General features: G+C 42.8%; 13 protein-coding genes. 2 read left to right on the top strand and 11 right to left on the bottom strand.

The features are described 5' to 3' along the window. The 6 genes from DW019_RS06100 to aroC form a co-directional block, all read right to left on the bottom strand. Positions 1-1,397 (bottom strand): DUF6531 domain-containing protein (locus DW019_RS06100; protein WP_147353010.1); only part of this gene is annotated, 1,397 nt, incomplete at its 3' end. Positions 1,398-1,432: 35 nt separating this feature from the next. Then, positions 1,433-1,912 (bottom strand): hypothetical protein, encoded by a 480-nt coding sequence (locus tag DW019_RS06095; RefSeq protein ID WP_118442824.1) that lies wholly within the window; start codon positions 1,910-1,912, stop codon positions 1,433-1,435. Between the two features lie 21 nt (positions 1,913-1,933). Further along, positions 1,934-5,026: a DNRLRE domain-containing protein gene (locus tag DW019_RS06090; RefSeq protein WP_118442823.1), complete on the bottom strand. Its 3,093-nt coding sequence runs from the start codon at positions 5,024-5,026 to the stop codon at positions 1,934-1,936. Between the two features lie 128 nt (positions 5,027-5,154). Continuing rightward, positions 5,155-5,664, bottom strand: coding sequence for an ADP-ribosylglycohydrolase family protein (locus DW019_RS06085; protein ID WP_243024106.1), 510 nt, complete (start codon positions 5,662-5,664; stop codon positions 5,155-5,157). Positions 5,665-5,725: 61 nt separating this feature from the next. Further along, the gene (locus DW019_RS06080; protein ID WP_118442821.1) at positions 5,726-6,352 is read right to left on the bottom strand and encodes an HAD family hydrolase; all 627 of its coding nucleotides are present in this window, start codon (positions 6,350-6,352) and stop codon (positions 5,726-5,728) included. A 316-nt stretch (positions 6,353-6,668) separates the two neighbouring features. Continuing rightward, the gene (gene aroC / locus DW019_RS06075; RefSeq protein WP_118442820.1) at positions 6,669-7,775 is read right to left on the bottom strand and encodes a chorismate synthase; all 1,107 of its coding nucleotides are present in this window, start codon (positions 7,773-7,775) and stop codon (positions 6,669-6,671) included. A 91-nt stretch (positions 7,776-7,866) separates the two neighbouring features. Between aroC and DW019_RS06070 the strand changes: the two genes are divergently transcribed. Then, complete coding sequence (locus DW019_RS06070; protein ID WP_118442819.1) at positions 7,867-8,736, top strand: chemotaxis protein CheX; 870 nt, start codon at positions 7,867-7,869, stop codon at positions 8,734-8,736. Positions 8,737-8,754: 18 nt separating this feature from the next. Continuing rightward, positions 8,755-9,114: a response regulator gene (locus DW019_RS06065; protein ID WP_118442818.1), complete on the top strand. Its 360-nt coding sequence runs from the start codon at positions 8,755-8,757 to the stop codon at positions 9,112-9,114. 186 nt (positions 9,115-9,300) lie between these two features. On the opposite strand, the gene DW019_RS06060 is transcribed toward DW019_RS06065, so the two are convergent. From DW019_RS06060 to secA, 5 genes are all read right to left on the bottom strand, one after another. Continuing rightward, on the bottom strand, positions 9,301-10,068 hold the full coding sequence (locus DW019_RS06060; protein WP_117478638.1) for a hypothetical protein: 768 nt from the start codon (positions 10,066-10,068) through the stop codon (positions 9,301-9,303). Between the two features lie 32 nt (positions 10,069-10,100). Continuing rightward, entirely contained in the window at positions 10,101-11,306 is a 1,206-nt protein-coding gene (locus tag DW019_RS06055; RefSeq protein ID WP_117478639.1) for a homoserine dehydrogenase, read from the bottom strand. Between the two features lie 28 nt (positions 11,307-11,334). Beyond that, a complete protein-coding gene (locus DW019_RS06050; protein ID WP_117478640.1) occupies positions 11,335-11,811 on the bottom strand; it encodes a chemotaxis protein CheW in 477 nt (158 codons plus the stop codon). Positions 11,812-11,824: 13 nt separating this feature from the next. After that, positions 11,825-12,929, bottom strand: a protein-coding gene (gene prfB, locus DW019_RS06045; protein WP_117478641.1) for a peptide chain release factor 2 whose coding sequence is annotated in 2 segments (ribosomal slippage) — positions 11,825-12,853 and positions 12,855-12,929 — 1,104 coding nt in all. Because the reading frame shifts where the segments join, the coding sequence is not laid out codon by codon here. 46 nt (positions 12,930-12,975) lie between these two features. Next, on the bottom strand, positions 12,976-15,525 hold the full coding sequence (secA, locus tag DW019_RS06040) for a preprotein translocase subunit SecA (protein WP_117478642.1): 2,550 nt from the start codon (positions 15,523-15,525) through the stop codon (positions 12,976-12,978). Positions 15,526-15,875 lie beyond the last annotated feature (350 nt).

Genomic DNA, 15,875 nt, shown 5'->3' with positions numbered 1-15,875 from the left:
TTATTGTCTTTTTCATACTCTCTGGTGACATAAAACTGCTCCGTCACCACATCTCTCTTCTGTCCGGTTCCCCCTTCTTTTTCGCCGCGCAGCGAGCAGGCACGGTACTCATAGTTGGTCTCACTGCCGTTTGCCTTACATTTTGTCAGAAGATAGCTCTGGTTGGTGGAAACACGCTGGGAAGCGATTCCCGCTCCGGAGGTATTCATCAGCCGTTCCACGGTCCGGTAGGTATAGGTTTCCCGGCTTCCATCGACGGTTGCCGCCGTAAGCACAAAGCCGTTTAACACATCTCCGTGATGCGGGGTATATGTTTTTTCTTCCGTTTCATAAGTAATTGTTTTCTTGGTTACGCCGCCTGCCGCTTCTTTTCCCTGCACGGTGACGGTTTTCAGCACTTTGTCATCACCGTCTCCCTCGTAATGGAATACAATCTTTCGTCCGACGGAATCGGTAATGGCTGCCAGATGAATGGCATCGGTGTATGTATAGGTAATGGCATTGTCATGGGCGTCTTTTTGCAGCACAACAACACCGTCTTCGTTAAAATAGGTGCGAAGTCCGGTTTTATCACGAAGCAGGTAGGTACAGGAAATGCCATCCACGGTCTGCTTAAAATCCTCCAGTTTTAAATCTTCGTAAGAGTAGCCACTCAGTCCTTGGATTGCGTAAGTTTTTGCTGCCGCATCGGCGCTCGTTTCAATCCCAATCACACCGGCACTTCCATAGTGAAGATAAGCAGGATTTTTTCCCCAGCCCTCTTCTTCTGCCAGTGTTACGGTTTCAATCCACGGAAGGTCATAGCGCCATCCGCTGGCAATCCCGTATACGTCATGCCCTTCCCGGCTGACAATCTTCGTCCGCTGGGTTTTGGTTTCAATCGCATCCTCCCCATCCTGTTCTACATTGCGGTGAGCCTCACCCACTTCATAAGAAACTAAGAGGTCTTTTAACGCTTTTTTATGTTTGGATAACAGGGCACGGTTGACAAGGATTTTGTGCTCTTTTTTGTCCTGTGTCCGGTATTTAACCCATACCGTGTCGATTTCGAGTTTGTCTAAATATTCGACGGTTGCATGTCCGAGATTGGCTTCGTTGCTGTCATAATAGCGGTTGAGTTCCAAGTCCATCCCGCCCGTTCCTTCTAAGGAAAGGTCGGTACGGGAAAGCACGAGCCGCCCGCTTGCCGTGTCGACACCGTCCGGGTTCTCTGCCTCTAACGGGGAACCGGCAAGATAGTTCTCATAGACGCCACGGAAAGTATCTCCATAGGCTGCCTCCACTGCTGTCTGATAAGTTTCTCCGGCAGCTTTGCTGATGGTACTGCAGGAGAAAACTGCCATGCCACACAAAACTGCTGTTGTAATTCCGTGAATCACTGCTCTTAAGTCTCTCATAAATTTAAACTCCTCTTCTTCCTGTTATGTCTTTTTTATTCCGGAACCTCGGTCGTTTCTGCCGCCTGCAGCTCCTCTTTCTTTACTACATTGGACCACTTCCGATTGTCCGAGGCTTTTCCTTTTGCCCGAATCAACTCCATCGCTTTTTTTCCGGTCTGTACCGACAGTTTTTCTGCTTTTTCCAAATCTTCTAAGCGGTAGCCTTCTTTCTGCATCTCATACTTTATATTTTCATCGATTGTAAAAAACTGTTTTTCCAGCTGTTTGTTTGTCTTTTCCCAGTCTTTTGTCTTCTTCTGTATTCTGGCTACTTCTTCTTTGTCGGTTTCATACAAGGTGGCATATACGTCTGCCACCTGTCGGTCATCTTTGGAAAGGGACCGGTAAAGCTTATCCCCCTGCCCCTTTGTAGAAGGCTCTTTCCTCTGCAGTAAAAATAATCCGGCGAAAACGCATAAAATTACTGCAGCCGCCACAAATATTATCTTTTTCCCACATTGCTTTTGTTTCATTGTTTTCTCCCTCCCTGTCTCTTATGACTGCTCTGTCATGGTATAAGCAATTTCCGTCTTACCATCTTTTTTTGCCTCTACCGGAATGGACTGATACGTTTCACAAGATTCACCACGCTCCAGACTTCCGGTTAATTTCCAGACCATTACACCTTTTTTCGGCTGGTATTTTAACAGCGTAACGCCCTCCGCGCCTTCTTTTAAATCATCTTCCTCAGCAAAAGAAGATGCGTTTTGAATCTCCAGTTCCTTTGGATTTACGGAAATCGTAACGACTTTACTTTGTCCTTTTTTTAAGTTTCCGGCGTTGATTTGCAATTCATAATGACTGCCCTGTCTGACTTCCATCTGTTTTTTGGTCGTCTGCACTTTGACGGTGTACTGTTCAACCACATCCAGTACACCAAAGCCTGTCATTTCACCACCAATGCTGTAAAGCTCATTGCCACAGGCCGCTAAAACAGACTCCTGTTTCTTCAGATTCATGGCAGATACTTCGCTCCACTCATCCAGATAAGCGTCGTATACATAAACGTCTTTTGTCTCACTTTCTTTTACCAGATAAATTTTACCGCGAATCACTACCGGTGCCGCAAAACGGTCAGAAACCGTATACGGACACACCGCCCCCGGCTCTTCCCATGTATTTTCTTCCGGCAGATACTCTTCAAAAAATAAACTTGATTCTTTCTCTTTCAAAACAAACACACGATTATCTACGGCTGCCGCTCCAAGAATCGTACTGGTTCCCGGCATAACGGTTGTTTCCCATGTATCTGTATTCATATCATAAACATCCACCCGGTCTGTAGCTCCTGCTTTTGAAAAAGCATATACTTTCTTGTCGCAAACGGCTGTGGAAAGATTCGTTCTTCCCTCTTTCATATCTGCTTTTTTCTGCCACTGCTTACTCTCCGTATGATATACATAGACATTTTTCAATGCTTTCGCATCTGGCTTTGTGCTTGTCTGTCCACCGATTACGTAAATATCTTTGCTGTCTGCAATCATGGCTGCCTTGCAGATACCGGAGACATTTCCCGGATAATCCGGCAAACTCTCCCATGTTTTCTTTTCCGTATCAAATGCAGCAAAGGAGGAAAGTGAGCCGGTTTCATTCTCACCGCCAAGTACATATAATTTCTCACCTGCTGTTACAACCGATGCATTTTTACGTGATTTCTCCATCGGTGTCTGATAGACCCATTCCGACTGGCTTGCCGTGTTGTAAACCATACGTGAGGCTTCTCCGGTCAGCGTTTTATTTTCTCTTGCCGTAACGGTAAATCCAAGTGTCTTTCCAACGGTATCATTTGTATACAGATACTCATAACATGTGCCGGTCACAATCGTTTCTCCAATTTTTCTGTTTCCATCGTAAATACAGACAACATACTCTTTGGCATGCTCGACCGGCTGCCATGTCAGTGTATAACTGTCCTGTCCTTTTATCCCTGTCACTTCCGGAATGGCAAAACGTTTTTTCAAATGCAGCGTATAACTGCCGGTTGCTTTGTTTTTTGTACTAACCTTTATGTAACGTCTTTTGTTGTAACTGCCCACAAAGGAAAAGTTTTTGTTCGTTCCGGTATTATCCGCATAGCCAACCCGCTCTTTACTCTCATCATACATGGTTGCCTGCGTATCCATGGCAGAATCGGTATATACCTCATACGCAATGCCCAGTTTCGTGTCAAAGTAGAAATAGTTTTCCTGACCTTCTTTGATAATGTCTCTGGTAATTGGCTCATTTTCTTTTAACTGAACAGCTCCATCAAATCCTACCACTTCATAATTCACGGTAAAATACGGATTTCTGTCTAATTCCGCCTGATATGTGCGATTTGTATTTTCTGCAACCAGACTGGCACCATAATTATTCTCCCCCTGATGCCATCCTTTCACAATCGCCGTCACATCCAGTGAATAACTTCCTTTTTTCTGGATGCCGGTCTTGGCTGCTGCCTCTGCCTCATAAGCCGGACGGTTGTTGAACGTCAGCTTTTTCGCAGACCATTTATCTTTTACTTTGTGCACAGAAATATCAAATGTTTTTCCTGCTCCCATTTTTAATGTCTTTTTATTTTTGATATGTAACGCTGCACTTCGTATCTGTGCATTCGGCTTTTTCAAATCCGCTATCGCTGACATCTGAACAAATCCAATACATTTATTTGCCTGTAAAAGCAGTGATTTATCATAGGTAAATGTTCCGTTTGGTGCTCCGCTGTAGGCTGCTCCTACTTTTACATTTCTGCTGTGTTTATCCGTCAGATAACTGGTTCGCATCTCCATCGGGAATTTTCTCTTTTTACTGTTCCACCATTTCTTTGATGGGGTCACGGTAAGTGTCTTTTTCTTCTTGTTATATTTCACTTTTACTTTAGAAGTAGAAACTCCGTTCGCATCGGTCACAATTGTATGCAGACGCTGGTATTTTTTCTTGCCCTTTTTCGTTTTGAAATATACCTGATTTCCTTTACCCTTGATTTTCATTTTTCCTGCATTGATCTTGAACGTCCACTTCTTTGCCTTCTGCTTTTTCGACACCGTAATAACTTCCTGCACACGTTCCGGGAAAATGTTATAGGTGATGCTTGTGTTTTTTAACACTTTTGGATAAGAAATCACATTTTGATTTAACACATCAGTTTGTTTGGTTTTCTTGGGATTGCTGATTTTTACATTCACCGCTTTCATCTTTTTCCCATTCAATGACCAGGATAAACAAGCAGATCCTCGTTTCAAGGAAATCATTGACTTTTTATTCGCCTTTTTGGACACTTTAATCGATAAATCTGTAGATTTTGTTTTATATTGTTTCTTTCCTGATTTCACAAGTGTCGTATTAATTTCTTTCCAGACACCTTTCTTTTTATAGTGAACCGGCATCGAATATGCAACTGCCGTAAAACTTCCATCGGATAATGCAAACTGCTTAAGGAACCGGTTTCTTTTATTGATTAGCTCCTTGGTAATCTTCGCATTGACTGATACGGTATCCGCTTTTACCTCTTTCCATGCCGCCCCCGGTAAATGCACTCCCGATAGCAGCAGTGCCGCCGCGGCCGCTCCGCCAACAATTTGTTTGCATTTTCTTTCTGTTATTTTCATAATTAAACTCTCCTCTCTATTTATTCGTTCATTTTTTTATTATAATAGAGAAAAGTTTATTTGAAAAGGAACAGTAGCTCCATTTTCAGGAACTACTGGTAATGTTTTTGCATAATTTTGTCGAAAAATTACATTTTTTCTGCAAGCTCCATAATCCACTCTTTTTTCGGAATAACTGCCAGCCAATCCTTTGGAAGAGCGTCCATCCCATAATAAAGTGCTGCCGGAAGTATCCGCATCAGCGAGCCATTTCCATTATCAAACTCTCCCTTTTCTCCACACAAAAGAGGTTCTGTTCCTCTGCCATAATTCATAATTGCTTTGCAGGTAGAGATACCACAATCAAAATTTTCCTGATACGGTGTGTAATCACCATATAAAATCCAATTACTAAATTTGTCCATCAACCGTTTGTAATCCGGCTGTTGTGTTTCTATCTCTCCCAGCCACTCCATCGTTGCAACTGCCATACTGGAATCATCTGACCATGTACCGGCCGGCTGATTATGTGTTCCATATCCTATCATGTCCGTTACCGGATTTTCTTTCAATTCGTCACGAGACGCAAACTCCACCGGAACCCCCAGGGCATCTCCGATGACCAAGCCCATTATGGTAGCCAGTCCTCGTTTTATCAAAATTCTCTTCCACGGGTCAGTATAGTTGACGCCTTCCATTCCTTCAATAAGCCATATTTTACTATGTCCTACCCATAAGCACTTTCACAATTTCACCTATATTCTCTATGATATAATCTGGTTTTTCGCATTCTTTTTCAACGCTCTGATACTTTGCAAATCCCTGACGTACCCAAATCGTTTTCATACCGAGCTGCCTTGCCGGAACAATATCATTTTCAAGTCTGTCTCCGACCATTATTGTATTTTGTGGATTACAGCCAGCCTGCTCAAGCGCCAACCTAAAGATTCTCAAATCCGGCTTTTCATACCCCGCTTCTGCGGAAGCTGTGACAACATCAAAATAATGCAAAACTCCCCAATTATGTAATCTCTTTTTTGTCCCCGCTAATTGATTTGCAATAATGCCCAATTTATATTTGCCTGATAAAGCTTTTAGCACATCTTCTGTTCCTAAATAAATCTTTTCTAAACTACTGTCCCATTCCGGCAAAGTGACTCCGTAAGCCTGTGCCGCCTGTTTTATCGGTTTAGGACTTACTTTTGCCGCCTGATGCACTTTTTCCATAAATTCATCACGTTCCAAGCCCTTCGCACTTATCACGTAACTGCATCTGCTTTCATAAACATCCGATTCATCAACCAGTGTTGAACCAACATCTAAAAAAACCCATTTTATCTCACTCATTCATACCCGCCTCCTATTTCTTGAAATATTTCACCTCAAATCCACTAGGCAATTGACTGAAAATTCAAAATTCGCTCTAGCAGTCAACCTTTTTCGCTGTCTTCGTTGACTGCTTTTAAGCTTTTTCTCAACTAGGTCAACCTTTTCGCCCTTTTTCGTTGACTTGAATCCATAATATTGAAAAACCAGTCAACCATGATGTATGATTGGGATGACTTATTTGACAAAAACTTGTTTTTAGGTCAACTTTCTCGCAAATATCGTTGACTTATTTTACGTCTTTTGAAATAGCAGTCATCCCATCCCCAAATTCCACTTATTCGCCTTTATAAAATTCACGAATCTTATCCATGCGTGCGGTCATTCCGACGAAAAGTCTATCAACAAGCGTAATGGCTGCCATGGATTCCACCACAACAACCGCACGAGGCATAATCACCGGGTCATGTCGGCCTTTAATCTCGATTTCTACGTTTTCGCCGTCGCGGTTTACAGTTTCCTGTGGCTGGAAAATCGAAGGCGTTGGCTTGAATGCGGCGCGGAGTACAATATCATCCCCGTCGCTCATGCCGCCTAAAATTCCGCCGGCAAAATTCGTATGTTTTTTCACCCTGCCGTCCGCTCCCATATAGAAACCGTCATTATTTTCGGAACCACATTTATCAGCAACGGCAAAACCGGCGCCGATTTCAACACCTTTTACCGCACCAATGGAGAAAATCGCTGCGGACAGCATAGCATCCAACTTGCCAAAAACCGGCTCTCCGATTCCTGCCGGCATGCCGCTGATTACACATTCAATCATACCACCAACGGAATCATGCGCCTCCATTTTTTCTGCCAGATAATCTTCAGCAAGAGAAGACTTTTCCAAATCCGGCATGCGCAGCGGACTCTTTTCAATGTTCTCCAAAGACATCTTTTCTTCCTCGCATACAAATGGTCCAATCTGCTTTGTGTAAGCAGTTACAGTGATTCCAAGCTCACTTAAAATTTTCATGGCAATGGCACCGGCTGCCACACGTCCAATGGTCTCTCGTCCGGAGGAACGTCCACCGCCTCGGTAATCGCGGAATCCGTATTTGGCATCAAATGTAAAATCCGCATGACCCGGACGAAATACATTTGCAATGTTGGAGTAATCACCGGATTTCTGCGAGGTGTTCACGACAACCATGGAAATCGGTGTTCCGGTTGTCTTTCCTTCAAATACACCGGACATAATTTTTACTTTATCGCCTTCTTTGCGGGGCGTCGAATATTTCGTCTCGCCCGGTTTTCTTCTGTCGAGACATTTTTGTATATCTTCCTCGGAAAGGGAAATGCCAGCCGGCGCACCATCGACAACAACTCCTACTCCCTCGCCATGAGATTCTCCCCATGTCGACACGCGAAACACTTCTCCCCATACTGAACCTGCCATACGACAAACACTTCCTTTCTCTACATTTCTTCATTGAACTTTTCTGCGTTCTATTGTATAATAATTTTACAACAATTGAAAGGAGATTTTTATGTTTAGTCAGTTTTTTGGTCAATATTTATTAGATAACCAGAAAATCACCGCTGAGCAATTTTCCTCCTGCATGAAATACATTAAAGACAATCGCGTCAAACTGGGGTTAATTGCAGAGAACGAGGGGTTATTAACTCGCAATCAAGCGAATGAATTGAATTATTTGCAAATGCAGACAGACAAACGTTTTGGTGATTTGGCTGTGGAGAAGGGTTACTTAACGGAAGCAGATGTAAATTATCTGCTTGGTCGCCAGGGAAATCCGTACCTGATTTTCATTCAGGGGCTGGAAGAAAACGGTATTATGAACCGTGATGAAATCGAGACAGCTCTTGATACATTCCAAAAGGAGAATGGTTTCTCCGATGAAATTTTAAAAGCAATTCAGGATGGTAATATCGAAGGTATGATTCCTGCATTTGTTGATGCGAAAGATTCTCGTTACCAGTCGTTGATTGGTCTTACATTAAGAAACATTGTACGTTTTGTAAGTTCTTACATACGCATCGAGAAGGGACAGTTTGTCACCTCTCACAGTGCAAAGTATATTGCTTACCAGCATACAACCGGTGATTATGATGGTTTTCTTGGTTTCACCTGTAATGATGACAGCATTTTAGCGCTTGCCGACGGTTACGCAAAAGAAACTTTTGATACGGTTGATGAAGACGCTTTGGATTCGGTTTGTGAATTTACAAACTGTGTCAACGGACTGTATGCTACTGAATTAAGTTATCAGGATACAACCATCGATATGCAGCCGCCGGAATTTAAATTTGATTCATCCATTGATGGAGAAGGCGAGTTCTATGTATTGCCGGTTTACATTGACGGCAAACATTCAGACCTTATTGTAAAATTAGGCTAGATAAAGGAGATTGGAACTATGGCAAAAATATTGATTGTTGACGATTCCCGTACGTCGCGTCGTATGCTTCGCAACATTCTCGTCGAGAATGGACACGAAGTCATCGGGGAAGCAGAGAATGGTCAGATTGGATTTGAAAAGTATATTGAATTGAAACCGGATATTGTAACACTGGATATCACGATGCCGGTTTTGGACGGTCTTGGTGCATTGGAGAAAATCATTGCTTATGATGAAAATGCACACGCAGTAATGGTTACTGCTGCCGGACAGAAAAGCAAAATGGTGGATGCCATTAAATTAGGCGCAAACGAATTTGTTCAAAAGCCTTTTGAGCCGGACCAGATTTTGAGCGTCATAGGAAACATTACAAAATAATAGCAAAATATACAAAAAAGAAGAAACGACAAATCGACTCGAAATCGGGAATTCGCAATGCGAATTATATTTCTCGCTGATTTGTCGTTTCTTCTTTTTAAATTTTTTTATTATTTAGCTAATTTTAAATCTCAACTTGATAGGTGGAGAAGTCCTGAATAGTTATTATTTCGCTAATTTTAAATCTCAACTTTTTACTTGTTTCTCTGATTGATACCAGTTTCTTACCATCCACACAGATACGGCGGCAACGAATGCGAGTACAACCATATACACAATCTTAGCGACAAGTGCCGGTGCATAAGTATTTAAAATCACGTCAGTGAATCGGATAAATACATACACAATGATTGGCGTAAGCCATGCGGCAAGTCTCTTCTTTTCCAAGTAATTCTTTCCAACCAAAAAGGCAACGCCCATGTAAACAAGTACCACTAAAATGTTGCGGATGGCGTCCAAATATAACGATGCGGTAGATGTCGATAAAATACTCGCTTTTGCCATATCCGTTCCGGTAAATGCTCCTACGTTAATCCGTATCGCATAATAAAGCTGGAATCCATAAGTAAGAAGTGCGGCTCCAAGACCAAAGCCAAGTCCTACCGTTGTTGAGCGGTACAAGGAACGCTGCTTGGTGTTTGTCAAATAAACACCCCAGTACAATCCTGCTGCAACAAAAACACTGCCCGCAAGTGCTTCAACAAACGCAACTACAACCGCATTTCCACCGGTCGCATTCAAAACATCCCGCATTTTTGTAAGTGCAAGGAGCCCCAAGAAGCTGTAGATAATTTCCTGCCAGAAATATCCCATGATTCCGTAACCAATGGCTCCGAGCATTCCACGCTCCACTTTACTGGACTGTTTCCATAAGATATAAAAAGGAATCAAAACGGCAATCAGTGGCAGCAAAATTGCCATCACATAGCCCATCATTTGTCCTGTTGATACCATAGTTTCCTCCTTCTCAGTGAGTCTCTCTTTTGCTAGAATCCAACACGAATTCTCGTAATAAATGTATCAAACTGAGAAATAGTTTCGTTAAATTCTTTTTCTGTCATGGTTCCTGTCAAAAAGCCAAATTCATCTGCAATTCCACCATCTACCGGTGTAACTTCTTCAAACAAATCTTCTGCTTTGGCTTTTTCACTTGTACCGATGCGGACGAAGAAACGGTTTTTCATTTCATCCATTGGAGCAACTTCCTGTTTTTCATCTTCCCAGATTGTCATCACATTGACATTCATATGTTTTACTGCGTCTACCACATCCGATACAACCGCACTTGCTGTTGCCTCTTTTCCGGCACCTTTACCATAAAACATAACATCACCAAGCATGTTCCCCGTCACACAGATTGCATTAAATACATCATTCACTGCGTACAGTGGATTGTCTGCCTGAATCATCTGTGGTGCAACCATTGCATACAATTTATTTCCTTCTTTACGGCTTGTGCCAAAGATTTTAATAGCAGCGCCAAGGGCTTTTGCATATTTGAAATCTTCTGCCGTAATTTTGGTAATTCCTTCGGTATAAATATCCTCGTAATCCACCTGCTGTCCGTATGCTAAAGAAGTCAAAATCGCAATCTTACGGCAGGCATCATATCCTTCCACATCTGCGGTCGGGTCTTTTTCTGCATAGCCAAGTTCCTGTGCCTCTTTCAAAACGTCGGCAAAATCAGAACCTTCCTGCGCCATCTTCGTAAGGATATAGTTTGTCGTTCCATTTAAAATACCATTAATCTGCTCGATTCGGTCAGCAGTCAGACTCTGGTTTAACGGTCTGATAATCGGAATACCACCGCCGACACTCGCCTCAAACAAGAAGTTTACCGTCTTGCTCTTTGCGATATGCACAAGTTCTGCTCCATAAGCAGCCACCAGTTCTTTGTTGGATGTACATACACTTTTTCCGGCTAACAGAGATTTTTTCACAAATTCATAAGCCGGTTTCGTTCCGCCCATGGTCTCTACAACAATGTCCACTTCCGGGTCTTCTAAGATAACATTAAAATCATGTACTACTTTGGACTGAATCGGGTCGTCCGGGAAATCACGAAGATCTAATACATATTTCACTTCCACTTCCTGTCCGGCTCTCTTTGCAATAATTTTTGCATTTGTCTGAATCACCTTAACAACACCGGAACCAACCGTTCCATAACCTAACACTGCAATTCGAATCATTTTTTCCTCCATTTCCAAATCAAAAGTCTTACTCTTCGTTAGACTCTTCACTTTTGCTTTTCAGCACTTTATCAACTTCCTGCCATTCTTCTTTTGTGAGAAGGCTTCCCGGATTAATACTAAGAATCAACCGTCCCTTGTGGTTTACCACAAAGTCGGCATACGCCGTCTTTTTCGTGTGCACAAGTGCCGGGAAATCCTGTATTTCATCGCCATCCGCCTGAATAATATTCGAAACACCATCCACTAAAACGGCTGCTTTCCCCTGCGGCAGCTGAAACACCAGATACTTGGTCTCCCCTGTTACGGGCACCGGCGGCAGAACCAGTTTCTTTTTCAGATTTAGCAAAGGAACCCACTCATCACGGATTGAAACAATGCCTAAAAAGCCATCGGAAAGCCCGGGCTCCTTTGCGTATTCCACGTAATTTTCAATTCCCTGTATCTCGGAAACATCTGCTCCGTATTCTTTGCCACTCAAAAAAAATGTAACGACTTCTTTCATACCTTATCCCCTTCTAACTGTTAATCCATTTCAAATAGGCATTCATAAACATGTCAATATCACCATCTAATACCGCAGAAACATTTCCGGTCTCTGCATTGGTCCGATGGTCTTTTACCATCGTGTACGGCTGCATAACATAAGAGCGAATCTGACTGCCCCAGCCAATTTCTTTGACTTCACCACGGATATCGGATTCTTTTGCAAGATTTTCCTGTTCACGCAAAATCAAAAGTTTCGCTTTGAGCATCTGCATCGCTTTATCCTTATTCATATGCTGTGAACGCTCATTCTGACATTGTACCACAATACCCGTTGGAAAATGGGTAATTCGGATTGCCGATGACGTTTTGTTGATATGCTGTCCACCGGCACCGCTCGAACGGTACGTGTCAATTCGGATATCATCATCTGCGATTTCAATATCAATATCCTGCTTAATATCCGGCATGACGTCACACGACACAAACGAAGTCTGTCGTTTTCCCGCCGCATTAAACGGTGAGATACGCACCAGACGATGAACGCCGTGCTCACTCTTTAAATAACCATAAGCATTATCTCCTTGAATTTCCAATGTGACGGATTTCAGTCCTGCCTCATCACCATCCAGTGAGTCTAAAACTTCTACGGTAAAGCCGCGTTTGTCTGCCCATTTCTCATACATACGGCACAACATACTTGCCCAATCGCAGCTCTCTGTGCCACCGGCTCCTGCATGCAGGGTAAGAATCGCATTCTCGGCATCATGCTCACCGGTAAGCATCGTTGTAATTCGTAAATCTTCAAATTCCTTCTGGAATTGCACAAACTCATTTTCAACTTCCGGAACCAGTGACTCATCCGCCTCTTCATTCCCCATCTCAATCAGCGTCATAATATCGTCATACGCCATGCTGAGTGCATCGGCACGTTCAACAATACTCTTTAAGTCCTTTAATTCCTTCATATCCGCACTTGCCTTCTCGGCATCGTCCCAAAAGTCAGGTGCTTCCATATTTCTCTCAAGTTCTTCAATCCTTAACTTTTTCTCTGCTAAGTTAAAGTGAATCCCTTACTTCCAGAAGTGGTTTTTCAAAACTGCTCAGTTCGATTCGGATGTTATCCAATTCAACCACAAAATCACCACCTTAATTTTTTTATGCAAACGCAGTCATTCACTGCTTATCTGCCACAGCAATATTTGTATTTTTTCCCGGAACCACATGGGCACGGTGCATTTCGGCTGATTTTTTCCGATTTACGGACAATCGGTGCATTTGCCGAATCATCTTTATTGGTTCCTGTCACTTCAGCAACCTGCTCACGCTCAACCTTCTGCTCAATGCGGACATGCATCAGCATCTTAACCGTCTCTTCACGAATGGACTCCGTCATATCGTTGAACATATCATAGCCCTGTAAACGATACTCGACAACCGGGTCTCTCTGTCCAAATGCCTGAAGTCCGATTCCCTGACGAAGCTGATCCATATCGTCTATGTGATCCATCCAGCGGCTATCCGTTACTTTTAAAATAACGACACGCTCAATCTCACGAATCTGCTCCGGCTCCGGAAATTCTGCTTCTTTTGTCTCATACAGACGAAGAGCCTCTTCTTTCAAATTCTGAATCAATTCCTGTTTTGAACCGCAACCCTCTCCGGTAACCGGTTTAACCGGAATCATCGGAATGAGAATTTCATTCAACTCCTTCAAATTCCACTCGGAAGGTCCCTGGTCATCGCCAATTACCATATTGACATATTTTTCAACCAGTTCATCAATCATGCTGATAATAGTATCACGCATGTCATCGCCATCGAGCACCTTGCGGCGCTCTGCATAAATAATCTCACGCTGCTCGTTATTAATCTGGTCATATTCCAACAGATTTTTACGGATTCCATAGTTGTTGCTCTCAATCTTCTTCTGTGCACGCTCAATCGCTTTATTCAGCATCTTGTGCTGAATCTGCTCGCCTTCCGGCATACCAAGCGAATTAAACATCTGCATCAGATTCTGGGAACCGAACAAACGCATCAAATCATCTTCCAGCGAAATGTAGAATTTCGATTCACCAGGGTCTCCCTGACGTCCGGCACGACCACGCAGCTGATTATCAATTCGGCGGGATTCATGACGTTCTGTACCAATAATTTTCAAACCGCCAAGTTCGGTTACGCCCTCGCCCAGTTTAATATCTGTACCACGTCCAGCCATGTTTGTCGCAATCGTAACTGCTCCAATCTGACCGGCATCTGCGATAATCTCTGCCTCAAGTTCATGGAACTTTGCATTCAATACTTTATGTGGAATTCCACGTTTTTTCAACAACTGTGACAATTCTTCCGAAGCGTCAATCGTAATCGTACCAACAAGTACCGGCTGTCCTTTTTCATGACTTGCCACAATATCTTCAACAATTGCATTCAATTTCTCGCGTTTTGTTTTATATACGGAATCGTTGTGGTCAATACGTTTTACCGGCAAGTTTGTCGGCACTTCAACAACGTCCATGCCGTAAATCTCACGGAACTCTTTTTCCTCTGTGAGAGCGGTACCGGTCATACCACATTTCTTATCATATTTGTTAAAGAAGTTCTGGAATGTAATTGTGGCAAGAGTTTTACTCTCTCTCTTCACTTTTACATGCTCTTTTGCTTCAATTGCCTGATGTAAACCGTCCGAATAACGTCTTCCCGGCATGATACGTCCGGTAAATTCGTCTACGATAAGTACCTGGTCATCTTTTACCACATAATCCTTATCAAGATGCATCAACGCATGTGCACGAAGTGATAAGTTTACGCAGTGCTGAATCTCTAAGTTTTCCGGGTCGGCTAAGTTTTCCAAATGGAAGAAACGCTCTACCTTTTTGATACCCTGCTCGGTAAGATTTACTGTCTTTTCCTTTTCGTTTGCAACATAGTCACCGGTTTCGTTATTATCTTCTTTCATGATAATGTCCATCTTGGACAATTCTTTTTCAGTACCTTTTTTCAACTGGCGCACTAAGTTATCACACGCCTCGTAAATCTTTGTCGATTTTCCGCTGGAACCGGAAATAATAAGTGGTGTTCTCGCCTCGTCAATCAATACCGAGTCAACCTCATCGACAATGGCATAGTGTAAATCACGCTGTACTAACTGCTCTTTGTAAATAACCATGTTGTCACGCAGGTAATCAAATCCCAGTTCGTTATTTGTCGCATATGTAATATCACAGTTATATGCTTCTCTTCTCTCGTCATTGTCCATGCTGTTCAAAATAACACCGACTGTCAAACCAAGAAATTCATGAATCTGCCCCATCCACTCTGCATCACGCTTTGCCAGATAGTCGTTTACTGTTACGATATGAACACCTTTTCCTTCGAGCGCATTCAGATAAGCCGGGAGAGTAGATACGAGCGTTTTACCTTCACCGGTACGCATCTCGGTAATACGTCCCTGATGTAAAATGACACCACCAATCAACTGTACACGAAAATGTCTCAGTCCGATGGTTCTCTTAGAAGCCTCACGTACAACCGCATACGCTTCCGGTAAAATGTCATCCAAAGTTTCTTTATCTGCTAAACGTTTCTTAAACTCCGCCGTTTTGCCACGAAGTTCTTCATCAGATAACTTCTCCATTTCTGGTTCAAGTGATTCAATTTTGTCAACAATCGGAATCACACGTTTCACTTCACGTTCACTATGTGTTCCTATAACCTTACTAAATAATCCCATTTTGTCACTCTCCAATTATTTTTTTAGCATTTTCTCGCTGCTACATGCCATACATCCTAACAAGAGACGTTACTGTCTCAATATGGTATTTTATCATTAGTCGGGGGAGAATGCAACCTTTTCTATTTCTTTTCAGGGTTTGTCTTTGTTTGTGACAGATGTTCGCTTAATTTTTTCAGTTTCCGTAATTTAGAAGAAATGCTTTGCGTCTTGTGGGCGCTTTCGCTTGTTGAGTGCGTAACGGTATGGGCACTGAAACTACCAGTGCCACATACCGACGTACTCAAAACCCACAATCCACAAAGCAGTTCTTCTAAATTACTGGAATCTTGAGCAACTTTAAGCAAAAA

Origin of the sequence: Clostridium sp. AF37-5 (assembly GCF_003477605.1) — a bacterium.
In the GTDB taxonomy this organism is placed as follows: Bacteria; Bacillota; Clostridia; order Lachnospirales; family Lachnospiraceae; genus Eubacterium_F.
Note: the sequence above shows the minus strand (reverse complement) of the source record. Positions and strands in the feature narration are given on the sequence as shown.